The organism is Bradyrhizobium sp. CCBAU 11361, from assembly GCF_028128935.1.
GTDB lineage: Bacteria > Pseudomonadota > Alphaproteobacteria > Rhizobiales > Xanthobacteraceae > Bradyrhizobium > Bradyrhizobium niftali.
The window spans coordinates 1-22,030 of record NZ_LBJZ01000189.1; the positions used below are offsets into that span (position 1 = coordinate 1).

Genomic DNA, 22,030 nt, shown 5'->3' on the forward strand with positions numbered 1-22,030 from the left:
CCCCCATCGCTACCCTCCAAGGCTTTGCCCTAGGGAATCACAATTGACGAATTACGCAACAGGCCCACAAGGGGAGAAGGGAAGAGCAGCGCACGCGTGGCTCTACGCCGCCTTCGCCGCGCTCCCGCACGGCAGGCCCGCCCGCGCGACGCCGCCATATAGTGCTTCGTTCGGCATCTCCTCGCGCAAGATCCTGCGCACCGCGATCAGCTTGTCCAGGTCGATCCCCGTCGCAAAACCCTTGCTCTCGCACAGGAATACGAGATCCTCGAACACGACATTGCCGGTCGCGCCGGGCGCGAAGGGGCAGCCGCCGAGGCCGCCGAGCGATCCGTCGAGGATGCGGACGCCTTCGTCCAGCGCCGCCGCGGCGTTGGCGATCCCCATGCCGCGGGTGTCGTGGAGGTGGATGCAGATCGGCTTTTGCCCTGCGAGCTTCACCGCGGCGCGCGACAATTCGGCGACCTGCTTCGGGCCGGCATAGCCGACGGTGTCGGCGATCGCGACGAAATCGACGCCGGCCTCGAGGCATTTATCGACCAGCCGCAGCACCTCGGCAGGGTCGACCGCGCCGGCGATCGAGCAGCCCAGCGCCATCGAGATCGCGGCATTCACGAGCGGCTTGTGCGAGCTGGCGTCGCGCATCTCGCAGAGCCGCCTGACATTGGCGATCGCGGATTCGCGCGAGCGGTGGGCGTTGGCCTGGCTGTGCTCTTCCGTGGCCGAGACCACCGAGGCGATCTCGCCGACGCCGGATTCCAGGGCTTCATTGACGCCGCGCTCGTTGAGCGCGAGCGCGACGCCGTGGGCGCCGGGCAGGCTGGCAACCGCCCCGATGACGTCGCGAACATCGACGAATTGCGGGAAGGTCTTCGCCGGCAGGAACGAGCCGACCTCGAAATGCCTGACGCCAGCGGCATATTCCTCGCGCACCCAGCGCTGCTTGGCCTCGGTCGATGGAAATTTCTTCACGAGCTGGAGCCCGTCGCGCAGGCCGACCTCGCGCAGGCTGACGCGATCCGAGGGGTAAATCGTCTCGATCCGGCTCATGCGGGCCTCCCAGCGGCTTTTGACGTGGTGTCATCCTTGTCGATCTCGGCACGAACGGCCGACGTGTCGGCGCCGAGCGGCGCGACCTTCAGGCCTTCACCGAGATGGCTGCCGTTCCACTCGACCGGCAGAGCCGGTACATGGAACGGCTTGCCATCGGCAGTGATGTTGGTGACGAGGCCGCCGGGTCGCAGCACATGCGGATCGGTCAGGAGATCCTCAGGCCGGTTGATCGGCGAGAAACAGATGTTGAGCGCATCGAGCTTTTGCGACAGCTCTGCTACGTTCTGCTGCCGGATGATCCCGGCGACGCGCGGAATGATCCGCGGCCGCGCCAGGATACGGTCGGTCGTGGTGCGCAAGGCGGGATCTTCGAGAAGCTCGGCCAGGCCGAACTCGCGGCAGAAGCTCTGCCAGTGCCCCTCGGTCACGACGCCGATGAAAATGCGCTCGCCGTCCGCGGCATCGAAGATATCGTAGATCGGCCAGGCGTGCTCGCGCTCGGGCATCGAGCGCGGCTTGTTGCCGGTCATCTCGTATTCGACCATGTGCTGGGCGACCAGGAACAGGCAGTTCTCGAACAGGCCGATGCGGATGTCGGCACCGTCGCGTTTTCCGCCGCGCTTCTGGTAGAGCGCGGCCAGGATCGCGATCACGCCGAACATGCCGCCCATGATGTCGTTGGCGGAGGAGCCGACGCGCTGCGGCTTCTCCCTGGTGCCGGTCATGGCTGCGAGCCCCGACATCATCTGCACGACCTCGTCGAGCGCGGGGCGATGCTCATAGGGACCTGACAGAAAGCCCTTGTGGCCGGCGATGATCAGATGCGGATGCCGGCGGCGCAATTCCTCGGTACCTAACCCCTGCTTCTCCAGCTGGCCATCGCGAAAATTCTCCAGGAACACGTCGGCCGTCGCGAGCAGACGGTGCATGGTGTCGCGATCCTCGGGCTCGTCAAAGTCCAGCACGACGCTGCGCTTGCCGCGGTTGAACAGCGGAAAGAACGCCGTCCCCATGCCGCCAAGGCTCCGCGTCTTGTCGCCGGACGGCGGCTCGACCTTGATCACCTCGGCACCGAGCTGCGCGAGGATCATGCCGCAGGTCGGGCCCATGACCATGTGGGTCATCTCGACGACCCGCACGCCTTCGAGCGGCAATCCGGCCTCATTCATGCGTCACTCCCTGTTCGTCCACCCGGGAGACTAGGCCTTCACAAGCCTTCTGAAAAATATAATCTGTCGAAGATTGCCTTCGCATTTCTAGAACGCTTGATCGTCCATGGATTCGCGCCAGCTCCGCTATTTCATCGCCGTCTACGAGCAGCGGAACCTGTCGCGCGCGGCTGACCAGGTGAACGTCGCGCAGTCCGCGCTCAGCCATCATATCTCGAATTTGGAGGCCGAGTTCGCAACGCCGCTGTTCGAGCGCAAGTCGCGCGGCATGGAACCGACGGCGGCCGGCGAGCGGCTCTATGAGCACGCGCGGATCATCCTGCGCGCGATGGCGGAGGCCGAGACCGAGGTGCGCGAGGGCGCCCGCGTCATCGCCGGCGAGATCTCGATCGGCATGGCCAATTCCGGCGTCAAGGCGATCGGCGTCGCGTTGATGCGTACGGTGCTGACCAAGTACCCTAAGCTCAAATTGTCGCTGACGGAGAGCCTGTCCGGCGCGACGTTGATGCACCTGATGGTCTCCAACGTCGACCTCGCGCTGGTCTACAATCCGCCCTCGGAGAAGGAGCTGATCACGGAGGCCGTGCTCGAAGAGGAGATGTTCCTGGTCGGCATTCCGAAACTGGTCGGCAAGGGCAAGGCGCCGATCCGGTTCGAGGAGCTGAACCGCTTGCCGCTGATCCTGCTTCGCTACGGTCTCGGCCTGTCCTCGCGCGCGCTGCTGGACGATCCGGTCCTGCTCAAGCGGCTGGAAGGCGGCGCCATCCTGCACGCCAACTCGATCACCGGCATGACCGGCGCGCTGGTGGAAGGGCTCGGCTGCACCATTGCGACAAAGCTGTTCGCGCGGGAGGAGCTCGCGGCCGGCCGGCTGATCGCACGCAAGGTGATCGAGCCGAAGCTGACCCGCACGCTCTATCTCTGTCGCCTGCGCAACCGCCCGATGACCTACGCCATGGAAGAGATGCGCCGCCTGATACTCGCATTGATCGCCGAGCAGGTCCGCAGCGGCGGCTGGCAGGCGAAGCTGGCGGGGTGAGGCACGACCAATACTAGCTCGGCCGTCATTGCGAGGACTTGCCGAAGCGATCCGGCATGTCTACCTCTCGCGGGTGGTTTCGTGAGAGGGTCCCCCATGCTGGATGCCGCCGTGAAGGCGCTGTCGCAAATGATCTCGCCGCCGATGCGCTCGATCCTGTGGCGATCGATCGGGCTTGCGCTCGTGCTGATCACCGTGCTGGCGATCGGCTTGCAGCGGCTGCTCAGCTGGTTTGCGACCTATGGCGAAGTCTGGCTTGAGGGCCTGCTCGGTCCCGGCTGGCACACGTCGCTCGAGGTCCTGGCCTGGATCGTCTCGATCGCGGCGGGCCTGGGCGTCGTGTTCGGAGCGGTGTTCCTGATGCCGGCGATCACGTCGGTGGTGGCGAGCCTGTTCGTCGACGACGTCGCCGACCATGTCGAGCGGGAACACTATCCCGCCGAACGGCCGGGCGTGGCGCTGCCTTTCAGCCAGGCGATCTACGAGGGCGTCAAGACCGCATTGCTGACCATCCTGGTCTATCTGATCGCGCTGCCCTTCGTGTTGCTGGCCGGCGCCGGTTTCCTGATCTTCTTCCTCGCCACGGCCTGGCTGCTGGGACGCGAATATTTCGAGCTCGCTGCGATGCGCTTCCGCTCGCCGGAGGAAGCCAAGGCGATGCGGCGCGACAATGCCGCCACCATCTTCGCCGCCGGCCTGATCATCGCGGCCTTCGTCTCGATTCCGATCGTCAACCTGGCGACGCCGATCTTCGGCATGGCCTTCATGGTCCACATGCACAAGCGGCTATCAGGCCCGCGCCCCGAGCTGATCGAGCCGGCGCGGCAGATGCGGTGACCCAGCTCAGGCCACAGGCATCCCGCATTTGCGCAACAGCATCTTGGCGAAGCCGAACGGCGCGGGCGTGAACGGGCCTGGCGGGGCGCGGGTGATCAGCGCGACGACGCCGAGCGCGGCCATCGCCAGCCAGAAGCAGAGCCAGAAGCCGTCGATATAGGCGAGCACATTGGCCTCGCGCTGGACGAAGCTTGCGAGCGTTCCCACCGCGCGCGCCTGCGCCAGGCCGGCGCCATGAGCGGCGAAATGGTCGGCGAGCTGCTTCAGCCTCCGCACCACATCGACGTCGCCGACGCCGAGGTTCTGACCGAGATAGAAGGAATGGACCTGCTCGCGGACGCGCAGCCACGTCCCCATTAGCGCCACGCCGATCTCGGCGCCGCCGAGCCGCATGATCTGGATATAGGCGGCGAACGACGTGGCACGGCTCGGATCGGAGTTCGAGAGCGCCATGATGATGATCGGCAGCAGCGTCGTCGATTGACCGATCGCTTGCAGCACCACGATGCCGATGAAATCTTCGCGCGCCCAGTCATGGGTGAGCTGGGTGCCCCAGAGATTGGCGGCTGCGAAACAGGTGAATCCCACCACCGTCACCGCGCGCGCATCGAAATGGCGCAGCAGCCAGATCGAAATCGGCACCAGCACGAACATCGGCAGCGCGCCGTAGACGAGCAGCAGCAGCCCGCTCTGCTCCGGCCGAAGCAGTCCGATATTGCCGAGGAAGTTCGGCACCAGCGACGAGTTGGAGAGCGAGGTCAGCGTGTAGAGCAGGATCACCACCAGCGACAGGCCGATATTCCGCGAGAACAGCACGTTCACATGCGCCCAGGGCTGTCGCACCAGCGACTCGTTGACGAGGAAAGCGACGAACAGCACGCCGCCGCCGACCAGCAGTGCCATCACCGTACCCGAGCCGAGCCAATCCAGGCGATTGCCCTGGTCGAGGCCGGCATAGATCATCGAGACCGAGGCGCCGAGCAGCAGCATGCCGCCCCAATCGGCCTCGCGCAGCAGCGCGCGGTTCACCGGCTCGCTCGGTGTGCCCAGATAGACCATCAGGCCCATCAGCGGCGCGATCACGACACCCTGCCAGTACAGCCATTGCCAGCCGAGATGGTCGACATAGAAGCCGACCAGCGAGCTCGAGGTGTCCAACGCAAAGCCGACGCGGATCGAATAGATCGAGATCGCAGGCAGCCACCAGCGGATCGGCAGGTTGCGGAACACGATCATCAGAGTCGCCGGCACGAAGGTGCCGAGCAGCAGACCATGCACGACGCTGAGCCCGAGCAGCGTCGGATAGTCGTGCACGAAGGGGATGATCAGCGAGACCGCGGCATAGACGAGGCTGGGGATCCCGAGCACGCGCCTGAGCCCGAACACCGTCGCGAGCCACGCCACCGCGGGCGCGATGAAGATCTGCGAGCCGATACCGGCGGTGGAGAGCCAGGCGCCTTCGTCGAAGCCGAGCGAGAACGCGCCGCGCAGGTCGGGCAGTCCGACCGTGGTGAGACGGCTGTCGAAATTGGCGAGGAACGAGCCGAGCAGCACCGCCGCCACGGCGAACAACGGCTGTGGCGCGACGCCGCCGCGCGAGAGCGGTCCGCGGCCAGCATCGTCATTTTCCGCCATTCGCGGCCTTCGTGTCGATGCTGGTGACGACCGACATGCCGGGCACGAGCCGTGCCAGCAATGGCTGATTGTCGTCGAGTTGAATCCGCACGGGAATGCGCTGCACCACCTTGGTGAAGTTGCCAGTCGCATTGTCCGGCGGCAGCAGCGCGACCTGCGCGCCCGTCGCCGGCGCGATGCGCTCGACCTTGCCGCGCAGCTTCTCGCGCGGGAAACTGTCGACGGTGATCTCGACCGGCTGGCCCGTTGCGACGTGCGTGAGCTGGGTCTCCTTGTAGTTCGCGATCACATAGACCTTCGGCAGCGGCACCACGTTGATGAGGTTGGTGCCGATGTTGACGTAGTCGCCGGGCTGCACCTGGCGCTCGCCGACGACGCCGTCGAACGGCGCCGATATCTTCGTGTAGCCGAGCTTCAGCTTCGCACTCGCCAGCGACGCCTTGGTGGCTTCGAGATCGGCGGCGCGCTGCTTCCTGGTGCCTTGCAGGACTTCGAGCTGATGCTGCTGGGCGGCGATCACGGCGCGGCTGGCACGCACGTCGGCCTGCGCCTTGGCGTAGTTTGCTACCGCCTGCTCGAACCGCTGCCGCGTGCCGGACTCGGTCTGCGACAGCGATTGCTGACGCTCCTGCTCCTGCCGCGCCTCGACCTCCAAGGCTTCGGCCGACAGCCGCGCGGCTTGCGCCTGCGCGATCGTCGCATATTGCAGCTCGACCTGGTTGGCCAGATTGTCGAGCGCGGCTTGCGCGGCGGCGACCGCGGCTTCGGATTGCGCGACCTGTGCCGCATAGTCCGCGGGATCGATCTGAATCAGGAGGTCGCCGGCCTTGACGCGCTGGAAGTCGGTGACCCCGACGGTCAGCACCTCGCCGGAGACACGGCTCGCCAGCCGCGTCAGCTCGGCGCGCACATAGGCGTCATTGGTGGTCTGGACCACGGCATTGCCGACCCATTCGTCGAAGCGCAGCGTCGCCAGCGCGACGAAGGCGAGCGCGACGATGACCGCGAACAGCGGAATCGCGAACCGGCTCCACAGTGAGCTCGCCGGCCGCTGCGTCGGCTTGGGTGGCGGGGCTGGAGCGGCAGGCGGTGGCGATGACGTAACTTGATCCTGCTGACTCACGACATGTCCCCAAAGCCACTTTGCCCGAACGCGAATCTCACCATCGTCATTCCGGGATAGTCCGAAGGACCAGCCCCGGAATCTCGCGCTTCCGGGTTCGATGCTTCGCATCGCCCCGGAATGACAGACGATAGCTGATGCCCTAGACTGTCTTCTCCGGCCACCGGCAAAGATCGTTGATCAGGCACACCTCGCAGCGCGGCTTGCGCGCGAGGCAAGTATAGCGGCCGTGCAGGATCAGCCAATGATGGGCATGCAGCATGAACTCGGCCGGGATCACCTTTTCGAGACCAAGCTCGACGTCCAGCGGCGTCTTGCCGGGCGCGAGCCCAGTGCGGTTGCCGACACGGAAGACATGCGTGTCCACCGCCATGGTGTGCTCGCCAAAGGCCATGTTGAGCACCACGTTGGCGGTCTTGCGCCCGGCGCCGGGCAGCGACTCGATTTCCGCGCGCGTGCGCGGCACCTCGCCGCCGAATTCGCTGAGCACCTTTGCCGACAGCGCGATCACGTTCCTGGCCTTGGTGCGATAGAGGCCGATGGTCTTGATGTACTCGCGTAAGGATTCCTCGCCGAGGTCGAGCATCTTCTGCGGCGTATCGGCGACCTCGAACAATGCGCGCGTCGCCTTGTTGACGCCGGCGTCGGTGGCCTGCGCCGACAGCACCACGGCGACCAGCAGCGTGAACGGATTGACGTGCTCGAGCTCCCCCTTCGGCTCCGGATTGGCCTTGCGGAAACGGCTGAAGACCTCGTGGATCTCCGCCGGCGTCCAGGGTTTGACGGCCTTGAGCGATTTCTTCGCAGGGGCCTTCGGCTTCGCCACGGCCGCCTTTGCTCTTTTCTTCGGCACCGCTGCTTTGCGCGGGACCGGCTTGCGGGTGATTTTCGCCATGATCGGGATATACTGAGGGACGATGAGCACAGGCAACGAAATTGAGCGCAGGGACGCTGAAGATCAGAGCGAAGCTCAAATCTTCTCGGCGCTGCTGACGCCACACCGCTCGCTGAACCGTACCGGCTTCCTCGCCGTGATGCTGTTCCTGAGCGTCGTCAGCTTCGTCACCGGCCTCGTCTTCCTGATGATGGGCGCGTGGCCGGTGCTCGGCTTCTTCGGCCTCGACGTGCTGGTGATCTGGTGGGCCTTCAAGGTCAATTTCCGCGCCGCGCGCGCCTGCGAGGAGATCGTGGTCACGCCCTCGGAACTGCGGGTGCGGCGCGTCAGCCATCGCGGCCAGGTCGCCGAATGGACGTTCAATCCGCTCTGGGTCCGGCTCGACCTGGAGGTCGACGAGGATTTTGGCCTCGAACACCTCTACCTGATCTCGCGCGGCCGCCGGCTCCAGCTCGCCGGCTTCTTGGGACCTGAAGAAAAAACAAGCTTTTACAATGGCTTGGTTGAGGCGCTGAACGCCGCCAAGCGGGGACCGACCTTCAACCCCATTCGCTGACGTCACGTCGGAAATCGGGTGGTTTCGAGCTGCCCCCTCTCCTACATTTCCGGTCATGATGACACTCGCCATACATGATCACCGCCTGACCAAGCCGGGCCCCCAGAACGCCGCGCTGCGCGACTATGACTCGGTGCGCCGGGCGATCGCCTTCATCTCGGAGAACTGGCGCGCGCAGCCGACCATCGAGGCGATGGCGGATGCGGCCGGCGTCACGCCCGATGAGCTGCACCATCTGTTCCGCCGCTGGGCCTCGATCACGCCGAAGGCTTTCATGCAGGCGCTGACGCTCGACCACGCCAAGGGCCTGCTCAGGGATTCCGCGAGCGTGCTCGACGCCGCGCTCGACTCCGGCCTGTCTGGGCCGGGCCGGCTGCACGATCTTTTCGTCACCCACGAGGCGATGTCGCCGGGCGAATGGAAGAATGGCGGCGCGGGCCTCACCCTTCGCTACGGCTTTCATCCCTCGCCGTTCGGCACCGCCATCGTGATCGCGACCGATCGCGGATTGTCGGGACTTGCCTTCGCCGATCCCGGCGAGGAGAAAGCAGCGCTTGCCGACATGATGCGGCGCTGGCGGAATGCAACTTACGTCGAGGATCACGAAGGCACCGCCCCGCTCGCCCAGCGCATCTTCGACACGAGGCTGTGGCGGCCGGACCAGCCGCTGCGCGTGGTGATGATCGGCACCGATTTCGAGGTGCGGGTCTGGGAAACGCTGCTGAAGATCCCGATGGGACGCGCGGTGTCCTATTCCGACATCGCCTGCAACATCAACAGCCCGAAGGCCTCGCGCGCCGTCGGCGCGGCCGTCGGCAAGAACCCGGTTTCCTTCGTCGTGCCCTGCCACCGCGCACTCGGCAAGAGCGGCACGCTCACCGGCTATCACTGGGGCATCACCCGCAAGCAGGCGATGCTGGGCTGGGAGGCGGGGAAGCTGGGGGTGCAGTAGGTCTTGCCGCCCCCTCAATGTCGTCCCGGCGAAGGCCGGGACCCATACCGCGTGATCTATCGACGGCAGACGGTGTCAGTCCCACGCGAAGACACGACAACTACAAGCCTTCGCCAAACCACTCCCTGTGGTTATGGGTCCCGGCCCCCCGTGCGCAATTGCGCACTAGGCCGGGACGACACTGAATATTTGGCGCGGCTTCGCCTCCCCTCACGCGATCGTTCTCAGCCCGCCAGATCCAGCTTCGAGGCCACCGTCGAATCCGCATTGAGCCGGTAGATGATCGGCACGCCCGTCGCGAGCTCGCGCTTCAGGATGCCTTCGGGCGACAGCTTTTCCAGCACCATGATCAATGCGCGCAGCGAGTTGCCGTGGGCGGCGACCAGCGTGCGCTTGCCGTTGAGCACGCTGGGCAAAATCTCCTGCACGTAATAGGGCAGCGCGCGCGCCAGCGTGTCCTTCAGGCTTTCGCCGCCGGGCGGCGGCACGTCGTAGGAGCGGCGCCAGATCAGCACCTGGTCCTCGCCCCATTTCTTGCGGGCGTCGTCCTTGTTGAGGCCGGAGAGATCGCCATAGTCGCGCTCGTTCAGCGCGAGGTTCTTCTCCGTGGGCAGCCCCTCCTGACCGAGCTCGCCGAGGATGAGATCGAGCGTGTGCTGCGCGCGCGTCAGCACCGAGGTGTAGGCGACGTCGAACACGAGTCCCTGCGCCTTCAGCTTGCGGCCGGCTTCCCTGGCCTCGGTGACGCCGAGCTCGGTGAGATCAGGATCCTTCCACCCCGTGAACAGGTTCTTCAGATTCCATTCGCTCTGGCCGTGGCGGACGAGCACGAGAAGACGTTCGCTCATTGATGACTTTCCGTTATTTTCGTTCAGATGTCGGCGAGGCCGAGCACGTCGGCCATGGAGTAGTGCCCCGGCTTCTTGCCATGCGCCCACAGCGCCGCCTTCAGCGCGCCGTGCGCGAACAGGATGCGGTCCTCGGCCTGATGCGACAGCGTCAGGCGCTCGAACGGGCCGAGGAAGCTGACGCTGTGGTCGCCGGCCGCGGTGCCGCCGCGCAAGGAGGCGAAGCCGATGTCGCCGGGCCGGCGGGCGCCGGTGATGCCGTCGCGGCCGCGCGCCGCGTGATCGTCGAGCGAGATGCCGCGGCCGGCCGCCGCGGCCTGCCCCAGCATCAGCGCGGTGCCCGAGGGCGCATCGATCTTCATGCGGTGGTGGGTTTCGACGATCTCGATGTCGAAGGTTTCGTCGAGCGCCTTGGCGACGCGCTTGACCACCGCGGCGAGCAGGTTGACGCCGAGGCTCATATTGCCTGATTGCACCACGACCGCGCGATTGGTGACGCTCTTGATCACGGCGTTGTCGGAACTCGAAAGCCCGGTGGTGCCGATGACATGCACGATGCCGCGCTCGGCGGCGATCGCGACGTTGGCGATGGTCGCGGCCGGCACGGTGAAATCGAGGATGCCGTCGGCCTCCTTCGACATCGCCCAGAGATCGGCCGAGACCTTGATGCCGTTGGCCGGCAGGCCCGCGAGCACGCCGGCATCCTTGCCGAGCAGCTCGGAGCCCGGCGCCTCCAGCGCGCCGGCCAGCACCGCGCCCTTGCTCTCGGCAATCGCCCGCGTCAGCGCCCGGCCCATCCGGCCGCCGGCTCCAGCAACAATCAAGCGCATGTCGGACATGATGTGATCCTCTTCGGGGCCGTTGTAGCGGGGGGATGCAGTTCCGGCAACCGAGGGGGAGCAGGCGGCGGTGACGCCACGTTCACCGTCATTCCGGGGCGGCTCGCAGGGCCGACCCCGGAATCTCGAGATTCTCAGGTGCGCAATGGCGCACCATAGTTCGCCTTCGGCACCCCGGAACGACGGTGTGCCTCAGCCGTCCGACGGCTGCGGGCCGTCATAGCCCGCGATGATGATGAGGTCGGCGACCGAGTGCGGCTGCCGCACCTTGATGTTGGCCTGGTATTCCGGCGAGTTGTAGCAGGCGATCGCGGTCTCGTAGTCCGGGAATTCGATCACGACGTTGCGGGTGCGGCTGGCGCCTTCGACGGTGGTGAACTTGCCGCCGCGGACGACGAAGCGGCCACCCCATTTCTTGAAGATCGCACCGTTGGCGACGACATAAGGCTTGTAGTCCTCGTCACTGTTCACATCGACGCGCCCGATCCAGTAGCCTTTTGCCATTGTTCTTCTCCCTGTGTTGTCGTCTCTATTTGAGCATGAACTCCGCGCAAACGCGTTCCGCGTTTGTCGCGATGGAAAACCGCTGCACGCTTTGCGCTAACGCGACCCTTCGGGTCCGGATCATGCTCCCAGCGCCTGCGCGATCTCGGCCTGGATGACATCTGCGATCGCCTTGGGGTCGGCGGCTTCCACCACCGGGCGCCCGACGACGAGATAATCGGCGCCCGCGGTGATCGCACGGCCCGGCGTCATGATGCGTTTCTGATCGCCACTTGCCGAGCCCGCCGGCCGGATGCCGGGCGTGACGAGGCTCATCTGGTGGCCGACGATCTTGCGCAAGGCGCCCACTTCCTCCGGCGACGACACCAGCCCGTCGATGCCAAGCACCTGCGCCTGCTGCGCGCGCGCTTCGACGAGCTCGGAGACGCCGAGCCGGAAACCTGCCGCGTGCAGATCGTCGTCGTTGTAGGAGGTCAGCACAGTGACGGCGAGGATCTTCAGGCTCGAGCTGCCGCGGCCTTCGACGGCGCCCTTCATGGTCTGCGGATAAGCGTGCACGGTGAGGAAGGTCGCGCCCAGCCTGGTGATGCTCTCGACGCCTTGCGCCACGGTGTTGCCGATGTCGTGCAGCTTGAGGTCGAGAAAGACCTTCTTGCCCTTGTCGGCGAGCCTGGCAACGAGCGGCAGACCGCCGGCATAAGCGAGGCGATAGCCGATCTTGTAGAACGTGACGCTGTCGCCGAGCCTTGCGATCATCGCCTCCGCGGCATCAACGCTCGGCAGATCGAGCGCAACGATCAGGCGGTCTTTCGGGGCGATCTCGGCTGGCGTCATGTCACCTCACATCATGCGTTGGGAAACGTCGATCAACTGCGCCACCAGCTCCTTCAACGCGGCGATATCGCCCTCGTTCTTGAGCCTGTCCATATCGTCATAGGCTTCTGCGGCAAAGGCGAGCGTGAGCTGGCTGGCAATCACATTGGCGTGGCAGGAAGTCAGGATCAGCCGCAACGCCTGCAGCGCGCGGGCCGTGCCGAGCCGGCTCTGCGAGGCACCGGCGAGCGCGAAGGGGCGGTTGCGGAACACCTCGCCGCGCGCCTCGTGCAGCTCGTGCACGCGGCTGACCCAGTCGATCGCGTTCTTCAGCAGCGGCGGCACCGAGGCATTGTATTCGGGCGAAACGATCAGCACGCCATGATGCGCGCCGATCATGCGCTTGAGGTTGATCGCGTGCTTGGGCACGCCTGATTTGGCCTGGAGATCGCCGTCGTAGATCGGCAGCGGAAAATCGGCGAGCGAGATGCGGGTGACGTCGACGCCGGCCTGGGCGAATTCATAGGCGGCGACCGCGGCCAGCTTCGCATTGTGCGAGCCGGTGCGCAGCGAGCCGGGAATGACCATGATTTTGGGTGCGGACATCCGATCCAATGCGTTCGGCGAAACGAGCCCGCCACGCAAAGACGAATGCCGGCGGAATTAATCCTTGCGATACACCCAGACGCGGGCCGGCGGAAGGTTCATCCAGATCCGTTCCGAGGCCTCTGTGGACACGCCGGGCAGCGATTTCGGGATCGGCGGCACTACCGCATAGGTGAACTGGACGAAGGGCGCGCCGGGCGCGAGCGCCGTGAAAGCATCGCGAATGAGCCGCAGCCGCGTCAGCATCGGCTTGGTGACGAGCGGCAGTCCGGAGACGACCGCGGATGCCGGCGCGCTCAGTACGTTCCAGAGCGTGTCGCGCAGGCGATAGGCATCGCCCTGCACGACCTTGGCCTGCGGATAACGGTCGCGCAGCAGCGCGCAGAAGCCGGGATTGTACTCGACGAGGACGAGACGCTTCTGGTCGACGCCACGTTCGACCAGGGCCGAGGTGATGGCGCCAGTACCGGGGCCGAGCTCGACCACAGGTGCATCCGAGTTGACGTCGACGTAATGAGCCATGGTCCGGGCCAGCAGCTTGCCCGACGGCATCACTGCGCCCATGTGGAGGGGCTTTTCGATCCACGATCTGAGAAAGCGCACCTCGTCATCGAGACGGGGCTTCTTCAACGCACGCGCGGACGATGGCAATGGCATGTCTGGACCGGACGGGACCGCGTGACCGCGGCGTGTCAGAAAATGGTCATAAAGACGTATAGGCCGAAGGCGATACGGTCAAGACGAGTCAATTCGCCCGATTACCGAAGAAATCCTTGACCTTGGCGAAGAAGCCCTCGGATTCCGGCTGGGTGTTGCCGGAGGAGAGCTTTTCGAACTCGGCCAACAATTCCTGCTGCTTTTTGGTGAGATTCTGCGGGGTTTCGACCACGACCTGAACGTACATGTCGCCGGTCTGGCGCGAGCGCAGTATCGGCATGCCTTTTGATGCAATGCGGAATCGACGGTTGGACTGGGTCCCGGCGGGCACTTTCACCTTGGCCTTGCCCTTCTCGATGGTCGGCACCTCGAATTCGCCGCCAAGGGCGGCCGTCACCATCGAAATCGGTACCCGGCAATGCAGATCGGCGCCGTCGCGCTGGAAGAACTGGTGCTGGGCCAGCGACAGGAAGATGTAGAGGTCGCCGGCCGGGCCGCCCCGGACACCGGCCTCGCCTTCGCCGGCGAGCCTGATCCGCGTGCCGTCCTCGACGCCCTGGGGAATGTTGACTGACAGCGTCCGCTCGCGGGTCACACGGCCCTGGCCCGAGCAGGACGGGCAGGCGTCCTCGATCATCTGGCCGCGGCCCTGGCAGCCCGGACAGGTCCGTTCCAGCGTGAAGAAGCCCTGCGACTGACGCATGCGGCCGGCGCCGCCGCAGGTCGAGCAGGTCTTCGGCTTGGTGCCGGCCTTGGCGCCGATGCCCGAGCAGGCCTCGCAGGTGACCGAGACCGGGATCTCGATCTGCGCGGTCTTGCCGCCAAAGGCTTCCTCGAGCGTGATTTCCATGTTGTAGCGCAGGTCGGCGCCGCGCTCGCGGCCGCCGCGGCCGCGCTGTCCGGCCATGCCGAACAGGTCCTCGAAAATATCGGAGAAAGAGGAGGCGAAGCCCGCGCCGAAACCGGCACCGCCGCCAGGACCGCCCTGCTCGAAGGCCGCATGGCCGAAACGGTCATAGGCCGCGCGCTTGTCCCTGTCCTTCAGGACCTCGTAGGCCTCGTTGATTTCCTTGAACTTGACCTCGCTGGTGTCGTCCCCGGGATTGCGGTCGGGGTGGAACTTCATCGCGAGCTTGCGGAACGACGACTTCAACTTGGATTCGTCGGCGTCACGTTCGACTTCGAGGGTCTCGTAGTAGCAGCGCTTGGTGGACGTGGACATGTTCAACTCGGTCTATCCAATCGCGATTCAAACCGGGGCGAAGCAACGTTGCCACGCAACGATATAGGCACCCCTCCGCTTCGCGGCAGAGGGCAGCATGGCAGTGTTGAGAATAACGGCTGGAAATTGATCGATCGTAACGGGAGCGTCGCCCGTCGACCTCGACACGGAAGCCTCCCCCGCGAAGGGGGAGGCTGGAGAGGTGTGTGGGGTCCAAGCCGTCCGCATCATCACCCTCTTGGGGCTCAGGCGGACTTCTTGTTGTTCTTGTCGTCGTCGACTTCGGTGAATTCCGCGTCGACGACGTCGTCCTTGGCCGCGTCCTTCTTGGCGTCGGCCTCGGCCTGCTGCTTGTACATGGCCTCGCCGAGCTTCATCGAAGCCTGGGCCAGCGTCTGGGTCTTGGCCTTGATCGCCTCGGCATCGTCGCCCTTCAGCGCTTCCTTGAGGTCGCTGACGGCATCCTCGATGGCGCGGCGCTCGGTCTCGGCGACCTTCGAACCGTGCTCGGCCAGCGCCTTCTCGGTCGAATGCACCAGTCCGTCCGCCTCGTTCTTGGCGGTCACGGCCTCGCGGCGCTTCTTGTCCGCTTCGGCATTGGCCTCGGCGTCCTTGACCATCTTCTCGATGTCGGCTTCCGACAGGCCGCCGGAGGCCTGGATGCGGATCTGCTGCTCCTTGCCGGTGGCCTTGTCCTTGGCCGAGACGTTGACGATGCCGTTGGCGTCGATGTCGAAGGTCACCTCGATCTGCGGCATGCCGCGCGGGGCCGGCGGAATGCCCATCAGGTCGAACTGGCCGAGCATCTTGTTGTCGGCCGCCATTTCACGCTCGCCCTGGAAGACGCGGATGGTGACCGCGTTCTGGTTGTCCTCGGCGGTCGAGAACACCTGGCTCTTCTTGGTCGGGATCGTGGTGTTGCGGTCGATGATGCGGGTGAACACGCCGCCCAGCGTCTCGATGCCCAGCGACAGCGGGGTCACGTCGAGCAGCAGCACGTCCTTGACGTCGCCCTGGAGCACGCCGGCCTGGATCGCGGCACCGATTGCCACGACTTCGTCCGGGTTGACGCCCTTGTGCGGCTCCTTGCCGAACAGCTGCTTCACGACTTCCTGGACCTTCGGCATGCGCGACATGCCGCCGACCAGGACGACTTCGCCGATCTCACCGGCGGTGACGCCGGCGTCCTTCAGCGCCTTGCGGCAGGGCTCGACGGTCTTCTGGATGAGGTCGTCGACCAGCGCCTCGAACTTGGCGCGGGTGAGCTTCATCGTCAGATGCTTCGGGCCGGTCTGGTCCGCGGTGATGAAGGGCAGGTTGATCTCGGTCTGCGTCGTCGACGACAGCTCGATCTTGGCCTTTTCAGCGGCTTCCTTCAGGCGCTGCAACGCGAGCTTGTCGTTGCGCAGGTTGATGCCCTGCTCCTTCTGGAACTCGTCGGCGAGATAGCCGACCAGGCGCATGTCGAAGTCTTCGCCGCCGAGGAAGGTGTCGCCGTTGGTCGACTTCACCTCGAACACGCCGTCGCCGATTTCGAGAATCGAGATATCGAACGTGCCGCCGCCGAGATCGTACACGGCGATCGTGCCGGTCTTGGTCTTGTCCAGACCATAGGCGAGGGCGGCCGCGGTCGGCTCGTTGATGATGCGCAGCACTTCAAGGCCCGCGATCTTGCCGGCGTCCTTGGTCGCCTGGCGCTGGGCGTCGTTGAAGTAGGCGGGAACGGTGATGACGGCCTGGTCGACCTTCTGGCCGAGATGGGCTTCCGCGGTCTCCTTCATCTTCTGCAAGATGAACGCCGAGACCTGCGAGGGCGAGTAGGTCTGGCCGTCGGCCTCGACCCAGGCGTCGCCGTTGGAAGCCTTCACGATCTTGTACGGAACGAGCTTCTTGTCCTTCTCGACCATCGGGTCGTCGTAGCGGCGGCCGATAAGGCGCTTCACTGCGAAGAAGGTGCGCTCGGGATTGGTGACGGCCTGGCGCTTGGCCGGCTGGCCGACGAGGCGCTCGCCATCATCCGTGACGGCGACGATCGAAGGCGTCGTGCGCATGCCTTCGGAATTCTCGATGACTTTGGCGTTCTTGCCATCCATTACGGCGACGCACGAATTCGTGGTGCCGAGGTCGATCCCAATGACCTTTCCCATGGTCCTGATATCCTTGTTTTTGCGGCAGGCTGGCTGGGCCCAGAAGGCACCCGAACCGAAACCCCCTAAGATCAAACATCCGCGATATTGCGATGATTGAGGCTCATATAGGAGGGGGGGAGGGGCCCGCAAGGACCGAACGCAAGTTTCGGCCGTGAAAACATTGGGTTTTGGAAGAACATATCCGGGCTGGATCGCCCTTGCGGGTGAGGAATTATTAACAGGTCCGGTCCTTGGCCGGCACCCCGCCACCGTGATCGGTACCGCCCTGTTGCGGCAAGGCCAAACCCGCTAAAAGGCGGACCGGCCGGAGCGCCGCACCCAGGCTGCTGAGCGCGACAAAGCGGCCCGGTGGCCGACCATCGAACGGCCTCAATATGGACCAATCAGAGTGCCCATGAAGCTGACCCGCCCCCTCGCCGCGCTCGCCCTCCTCATTGCCTCCGCGCTTCCGGCCGTGGCCGCCGACGCCGTTTTCCCGCCCGGCTTGCGCCTCGGCATGGTGCCGCTGATCGGCCTCAACACGGCCAAGACCTTTCCGGGCTTCGAGAGCGAGGACGGCACCGTCAAGGTGCTGATCACCGAGCTGCCGCCGGCCGCCTATGGCGAGGTCGCGAGCGCCTTCAATTCCAACCCCGCCGGCGCCAGCGGCGTCAAGCAGGACAAGATCGAGACCCCCGCGGGCCTTGCCTATTTCACCACCGAGAGCGGCAAGGCCGGCGAGACCCCGGTGAAGCGCTATTCGATGATCGTGCCGGGCGCCGGCTTCTCCGGCTATGTCGCGGTGCAGATCCCGGAGAACGCGACCAAGATCTACACCGACGAGGCGGTGCGGCAGATGTTTGCGAGCGCCGTCACCCGCAAGCAGGTCTCGGCCGAAGAGCAGATCGCGCTGATGCCGTTCAAGATCACCGACCTCGCCGACTTCAAGGGCATCCGCACGCTGGCGCCGGGCTCCAGCATCATCCTGGCCGACGGCGACGAGAGCACGGGCTTTGAATCGAAGCCGCTCATGATCCTCGGCCTTATCGGCGCCACCCCGCAAGCCGCCGAGGACCGCGCCCGCTTCGCCCAGGAGGCGGCGCTCCAGATCCCCGGCGTGCGCGAGTCGCGCGTCACCATGTCCGAACCGATCCGCATCAACGGCCAGCAGGGTTTCGAGACCCGGATCGACGGCGTCAGCGGCAAGGACAAGACCCCGGTGACCGTGGTGCAGTGGATCCGCTTCTCAAGCGGCGGCGCCTCGCTGCGCATCATCGCCAGCGCCCCTCGCGACCAGTGGTCCGCCGCCTTCACCCGCTTCCGCGCCGTGCGGGACGGCATCCAGCCGAAGGGGTAGCCCAAGGCGCTCCAACACACTCAACTGTCGTCCCCGCGAAGGCGGGGACCCATAACCACAGGGAGTGGTTACGGCGCGCGCTGGTAACTCCGAGTCCTCGCAAAACTGTTGCTGCGGCGTATGGGTCCCGGCCTTCGCCGGGACGACGGGAAATTAGCACGCCCAAGCGCTGGACAGAGCCGGCTGCATTTTCGGGCTTCTGTTCGTATACGAACGGAACTAGGCTTGCCTCCATTGGATCATCCTGGAGGGAGGCGAACGATGCTTGATCGACGACAAATCCTCGCGGCGCTTGGGACAAGCGCTCTCGTAGCCCTTACTCCAAGCGTGCTCTTTGCGGCCGCATCGATCAAGCCGGACGATGCCTCCGCGCTGCTGGTGATCGACGTGCAAAACTGCTTCCTGCCCGGCGGCAGCCTCGCGGTGAAGGAAGGCGAGCAGGTCGTTCCCGTCATCAACAAGATGGCGAAAGCGTTTGCGAACGTGGTGATGACCCAGGACTGGCACACGCCCGGCCACATTTCGTTTGCATCAGTGCATTCCGGCAAGAAGCCGTTCGAGACCATCGACCTTCCCTACGGCAAGCAGGTGCTGTGGCCCGACCATTGCGTGCAGGGCACCGACGGCGCCTCGCTGTCGAAGGACCTCGCGATCCCGCATGCCGAGCTCATCATCCGCAAGGGTTTTCACAAGGACGTCGACAGCTATTCGGCCTTCCTCGAAGCCGACGGCAAGACGTCGACCGGCCTCGCCGGCTATTTGAAGGCCCGCAAGATCAAGCGCGTCTTCGTCGCCGGCCTCGCGACGGATTTCTGCGTCGCCTGGACCGCGCTCGACGCGCGCAAGGCGGGCTTTGAGGTCTATGTCGTGGAAGACGCCTGCCGCGGCATCGACACGCAGGGCTCGCTGGCAAAAGCCTGGGCCGACATGGCCAAGGCCGGCGTGAAGCGCATTCAGTCTGCGGATATCGCGGTCGGCGCGTAAGCGTTTCGCGCTGTCATTCCGGGGCGATGCGAAGCATCGAACTACGGTGCGCAATTACGCACCTGAGAATCTCGAGATTCCGGGTTCGGCTCTTCGAGCCGCCCCGGAATGACGCCCAAACTCAGTTGGCCGCGCCGCTCGACTCGTTGTTGTTCGCCGCGGGCGCAGCCTTCGCGCCGCCCTTGGCGACACCGACGAGAGCCGGACGCAGCACGCGCTCGCCGATGGTGTAGCCGGCCTGCATGACCTGCACGACGGTGCCCGCAGGCACCGACGCATCCGGCACCTCGTACATCGCCTGCTGGAAATTCGGGTCGAACTTCTGGCCCTGCGGATCGAACTTCTTGACGCCATGCTTTTCCAGCGCGTTGAGCAGCGAGCGCTCGGTGAGCTCGACGCCCTCGATCAGCGAGGTCAGGCCGGGATCGGCCGCGGCACGGGCCTCGGCCGGAACCGCGTCGAGCGCACGCTGGAGATTGTCGGCGATGTCGAGCACGTCGCGGGCAAAGCCGGTGATGCCGTAGAGACGGGCGTCGGCGACCTCCTTGGTGGTGCGCTTGCGCAGATTCTCCATCTCGGCCAGCGTCCGCAGCATGCGGTCGCGCGCCTCGGCGGCTTCCTGCTGCAACAGCTCGACCGAGCCGGGCTCCGGATCGTCGGGCATGATGTAGGGTTTTGACACCACGGGCTCGCCGGTTGGCGGGGTCGTGTCGTCGGGCTGCCGGTCTCGATCGGTCATCGGCTCTCTTCTCGAACTCGTCTCAAGGGATTGTTGGCCCGGATATCGTGCCTAAGCTCACGAAAATCAAGCGCCCGTGATCGGAGGAAACGCCGGTCAGCCCCCCAAAAGGCGGCTGACGATGCGCGCGGCGTAGTCCACGGTCGGGATCACGCGGGCATAATTCAGCCGCGTCGGCCCGATCACGCCCAAAACGCCGACGATGTGGCCGGCGGCATCCCGATAGGGCGAGATGATGGTGGAGGAACCCGACAGGGAAAACAGTTTGTTCTCCGAACCGATAAAGATGCGCACGCCCTCGGCGGTCTCGGCCCGGCCGAGCAGGTCGATCACGCCGCGCTTGGTCTCGAGATCGTCGAACAAGAGCCGCACCCGCTCCAGATCCTCCAGCGCGTGCAAGTCTTCCAGCAAATTGGCGTGGCCACGGACGATGAGCTGGCGGTCCTCGTTCTCGCCGCCGGACCAGCTGGCGATACCGGCGGAAATCACCTTCTGGGTCAGCTGATCGAGCTCAGCACGGGCTTCCGCCAGCGCGGTCTCGAGCTCGAGCCGCGCCTCGGCCAGGGTCCGGCCGCGAATCCGCGCGTTGAGGAAATTGCCGGCCTCGGTGATCGCCGAAGAGGGAACACCGGGCGGCAGCGTCAGCACGCGGTTTTCGACCTGGCCATCCTCGCCGACCAGGATCACCAGCGCCTTTTCCGGTTCCAGCCGGACGAATTCGATGTGTTTCAGCCGCGCATTGGATTTCGGCGTCAGCACCACCGCGGCGGCGCGGGTCAGGCCCGACAGCCGGGTCAGCGCCTGGTCCAGCGCCGCCTCGACCGACTGCGCCTGACCGACGGAGGTGAGCTGGCTCTGGATCGACTGCCGCTCGGCGTCATTGAGGTCGCCCACCTGCATCAAGGCGTCGACGAAGAAGCGCAGGCCGAGTTCCGTCGGCAGCCGGCCGGCGGACGTATGAGGGGCATAGATCAGGCCGAGTTGTTCCAGGTCGGCCATGACGTTGCGGACCGAGGCCGGCGACAGCGGCATCGCGATCAGGCGTGAGATGTTCCGCGAGCCCACCGGCTCGCCGGTCGCGAGATAGCTTTCGACAATCTGACGAAAGATGTCGCGGGAACGCTCGTTGAGCTGGGCGAGGCCTGCGCGCGGCGCGATCAGATGGATCGGATCGTGATGGGCCACGGACGGTAACTCCTCTCAGACGCTTATAATTTGTCTATCCCGGAGGGTTCTGACAAGCGTGGCGTTTGCGGGGTGGAAAACCGGGGGTGAAAAAGCCTTGCCGCCCACCCTCACCCCACCTACAAGCACCGCGAATAGCCCTTTTCCGAGAGTTTTGGAGGATTTCCCATGCGGCCAAGCCGCCGTGCGCCCGACGAATTGCGCCCCGTGACGCTGGAGCGCGGCGTGGTCAAATATGCGGAAGGCTCCTGCCTGGTGAAATTCGGCGACACCCATGTGCTGGTCACCGCCACGCTGGAGGACCGCCTGCCGCCGTGGCTGAAGGGCCAGGGTCGCGGCTGGGTCACCGCCGAATACGGCATGCTGCCGCGCGCGACCTCGGAACGCACCCGCCGCGAGGCCTCCGCCGGAAAGCAGAGCGGCCGCACCGTCGAGATCCAGCGCCTGATCGGCCGCTCGCTTCGCACCATCATCAATCTCGAAGCGCTCGGCGAGCGCCAGATCACGGTCGATTGCGACGTGCTCCAGGCCGACGGCGGCACGCGCACGGCCTCGATCACCGGCGCCTGGGTCGCGCTCGCCGATTGCGTCAACTGGATGAAGGCGCGCAACATGGTCAAGGCCAACGTGCTGCGCGACAACGTCGCCGCGATCTCCTGCGGCATCTACAACGGCAACCCCGTACTCGACCTCGACTATGCCGAGGATTCGGAAGCCCAGACCGATGCCAATTTCGTCATGACCGGCGACGGCCGCATCATCGAGGTGCAGGGCACCGCGGAACGCGAGCCGTTCACGGAAGCCGAGTTCCTGGCGCTGATGGCGCTGGCGCGCAAGGGCGTCGCGCGGCTCGTGGACTTGCAGAAACTGGCTGTCGCGTAGTCAATA

Annotated in this window: 22 protein-coding genes; 7 read left to right on the top strand and 15 right to left on the bottom strand. The window is 65.4% G+C overall.

Annotated elements, in window-relative coordinates; translation table 11 throughout:
- Window positions 1–102: 102 nt before the first annotated feature.
- Both XI08_RS29075 and XI08_RS29080 read right to left on the bottom strand, forming a co-directional pair.
- Window positions 103–1,050, bottom strand: a complete 948-nt coding sequence (locus XI08_RS29075; RefSeq protein ID WP_271577023.1) for a hydroxymethylglutaryl-CoA lyase — start codon at window positions 1,048–1,050, stop codon at window positions 103–105.
- Window positions 1,047–2,222: a CoA transferase gene (locus XI08_RS29080; RefSeq protein WP_271577024.1), complete on the bottom strand. Its 1,176-nt coding sequence runs from the start codon at window positions 2,220–2,222 to the stop codon at window positions 1,047–1,049. The genes XI08_RS29075 and XI08_RS29080 overlap by 4 nt, the downstream gene beginning before the upstream one ends.
- A 106-nt stretch (window positions 2,223–2,328) precedes the next feature.
- Between XI08_RS29080 and XI08_RS29085 the strand changes: the two genes are divergently transcribed.
- Together XI08_RS29085 and XI08_RS29090 are read left to right on the top strand one after the other, a co-directional pair.
- A complete protein-coding gene (locus XI08_RS29085) occupies window positions 2,329–3,261 on the top strand; it encodes a LysR family transcriptional regulator (RefSeq protein WP_271577025.1) in 933 nt (310 codons plus the stop codon).
- 96 nt (window positions 3,262–3,357) lie between these two features.
- A complete protein-coding gene (locus tag XI08_RS29090) occupies window positions 3,358–4,098 on the top strand; it encodes a sulfate transporter family protein (protein WP_027543744.1) in 741 nt (246 codons plus the stop codon).
- A gap of 6 nt (window positions 4,099–4,104) precedes the next feature.
- Here the strand turns inward: XI08_RS29090 and XI08_RS29095 are convergent, their stop codons facing one another.
- The 3 genes from XI08_RS29095 to nth all read right to left on the bottom strand — a co-directional run bounded on the left by XI08_RS29095 (window position 4,105) and on the right by nth (window position 7,751).
- A complete protein-coding gene (locus XI08_RS29095; protein WP_271577026.1) occupies window positions 4,105–5,733 on the bottom strand; it encodes an MFS transporter in 1,629 nt (542 codons plus the stop codon).
- Window positions 5,720–6,856 carry an HlyD family secretion protein gene (locus tag XI08_RS29100; RefSeq protein WP_271577027.1) on the bottom strand — a complete coding sequence of 379 codons (1,137 nt, stop codon included), beginning with the start codon at window positions 6,854–6,856 and terminating at the stop codon, window positions 5,720–5,722. The genes XI08_RS29095 and XI08_RS29100 overlap by 14 nt, the downstream gene beginning before the upstream one ends.
- A 142-nt stretch (window positions 6,857–6,998) precedes the next feature.
- Window positions 6,999–7,751, bottom strand: a complete 753-nt coding sequence (gene nth, locus XI08_RS29105) for an endonuclease III (protein ID WP_271577028.1) — start codon at window positions 7,749–7,751, stop codon at window positions 6,999–7,001.
- A 22-nt stretch (window positions 7,752–7,773) separates the two neighbouring features.
- Here nth and XI08_RS29110 point away from each other — a divergent pair, with 22 nt between their 5' ends.
- Window positions 7,774–8,307 carry a DUF2244 domain-containing protein gene (locus XI08_RS29110; RefSeq protein ID WP_271577029.1) on the top strand — a complete coding sequence of 178 codons (534 nt, stop codon included), beginning with the start codon at window positions 7,774–7,776 and terminating at the stop codon, window positions 8,305–8,307.
- Window positions 8,308–8,362: 55 nt separating this feature from the next.
- Window positions 8,363–9,259, top strand: coding sequence for a bifunctional helix-turn-helix domain-containing protein/methylated-DNA--[protein]-cysteine S-methyltransferase (locus XI08_RS29115; RefSeq protein WP_271577030.1), 897 nt, complete (start codon window positions 8,363–8,365; stop codon window positions 9,257–9,259).
- A 224-nt stretch (window positions 9,260–9,483) separates the two neighbouring features.
- Here the strand turns inward: XI08_RS29115 and XI08_RS29120 are convergent, their stop codons facing one another.
- The 8 genes from XI08_RS29120 to dnaK form a co-directional block, all read right to left on the bottom strand.
- A complete protein-coding gene (locus XI08_RS29120; protein WP_135178678.1) occupies window positions 9,484–10,107 on the bottom strand; it encodes a 2,3-bisphosphoglycerate-dependent phosphoglycerate mutase in 624 nt (207 codons plus the stop codon).
- A 23-nt stretch (window positions 10,108–10,130) separates the two neighbouring features.
- A complete protein-coding gene (gene dapB, locus XI08_RS29125; RefSeq protein WP_271577031.1) occupies window positions 10,131–10,946 on the bottom strand; it encodes a 4-hydroxy-tetrahydrodipicolinate reductase in 816 nt (271 codons plus the stop codon).
- 192 nt (window positions 10,947–11,138) lie between these two features.
- Window positions 11,139–11,450 (bottom strand): DUF1330 domain-containing protein, encoded by a 312-nt coding sequence (locus XI08_RS29130; protein ID WP_027543750.1) that lies wholly within the window; start codon window positions 11,448–11,450, stop codon window positions 11,139–11,141.
- 120 nt (window positions 11,451–11,570) lie between these two features.
- The gene (gene pyrF, locus XI08_RS29135) at window positions 11,571–12,284 is read right to left on the bottom strand and encodes an orotidine-5'-phosphate decarboxylase (RefSeq protein WP_271577032.1); all 714 of its coding nucleotides are present in this window, start codon (window positions 12,282–12,284) and stop codon (window positions 11,571–11,573) included.
- A 6-nt stretch (window positions 12,285–12,290) separates the two neighbouring features.
- Window positions 12,291–12,869, bottom strand: a complete 579-nt coding sequence (locus XI08_RS29140; RefSeq protein WP_271577033.1) for an NADPH-dependent FMN reductase — start codon at window positions 12,867–12,869, stop codon at window positions 12,291–12,293.
- A gap of 57 nt (window positions 12,870–12,926) precedes the next feature.
- Window positions 12,927–13,526 carry a class I SAM-dependent methyltransferase gene (locus XI08_RS29145; RefSeq protein ID WP_007598495.1) on the bottom strand — a complete coding sequence of 200 codons (600 nt, stop codon included), beginning with the start codon at window positions 13,524–13,526 and terminating at the stop codon, window positions 12,927–12,929.
- 88 nt (window positions 13,527–13,614) lie between these two features.
- Complete coding sequence (gene dnaJ, locus XI08_RS29150; RefSeq protein ID WP_027543753.1) at window positions 13,615–14,748, bottom strand: molecular chaperone DnaJ; 1,134 nt, start codon at window positions 14,746–14,748, stop codon at window positions 13,615–13,617.
- A gap of 245 nt (window positions 14,749–14,993) precedes the next feature.
- Window positions 14,994–16,895 (bottom strand): molecular chaperone DnaK, encoded by a 1,902-nt coding sequence (gene dnaK / locus XI08_RS29155; RefSeq protein WP_011083506.1) that lies wholly within the window; start codon window positions 16,893–16,895, stop codon window positions 14,994–14,996.
- A gap of 397 nt (window positions 16,896–17,292) precedes the next feature.
- Between dnaK and XI08_RS29160 the strand changes: the two genes are divergently transcribed.
- Window positions 17,293–18,234, top strand: coding sequence for a hypothetical protein (locus XI08_RS29160; RefSeq protein ID WP_271577034.1), 942 nt, complete (start codon window positions 17,293–17,295; stop codon window positions 18,232–18,234).
- Between the two features lie 261 nt (window positions 18,235–18,495).
- Window positions 18,496–19,218 carry a bifunctional nicotinamidase/pyrazinamidase gene (gene pncA, locus XI08_RS29165; protein WP_271577035.1) on the top strand — a complete coding sequence of 241 codons (723 nt, stop codon included), beginning with the start codon at window positions 18,496–18,498 and terminating at the stop codon, window positions 19,216–19,218.
- A 121-nt stretch (window positions 19,219–19,339) separates the two neighbouring features.
- On the opposite strand, the gene grpE is transcribed toward pncA, so the two are convergent.
- Both grpE and hrcA read right to left on the bottom strand, forming a co-directional pair.
- The gene (gene grpE / locus XI08_RS29170) at window positions 19,340–19,957 is read right to left on the bottom strand and encodes a nucleotide exchange factor GrpE (RefSeq protein ID WP_027543756.1); all 618 of its coding nucleotides are present in this window, start codon (window positions 19,955–19,957) and stop codon (window positions 19,340–19,342) included.
- Window positions 19,958–20,053: 96 nt separating this feature from the next.
- Window positions 20,054–21,142 (bottom strand): heat-inducible transcriptional repressor HrcA, encoded by a 1,089-nt coding sequence (gene hrcA, locus XI08_RS29175; RefSeq protein ID WP_027543757.1) that lies wholly within the window; start codon window positions 21,140–21,142, stop codon window positions 20,054–20,056.
- Between the two features lie 168 nt (window positions 21,143–21,310).
- Here hrcA and rph point away from each other — a divergent pair, with 168 nt between their 5' ends.
- Window positions 21,311–22,024: a ribonuclease PH gene (rph, locus tag XI08_RS29180; protein ID WP_271577036.1), complete on the top strand. Its 714-nt coding sequence runs from the start codon at window positions 21,311–21,313 to the stop codon at window positions 22,022–22,024.
- Window positions 22,025–22,030 lie beyond the last annotated feature (6 nt).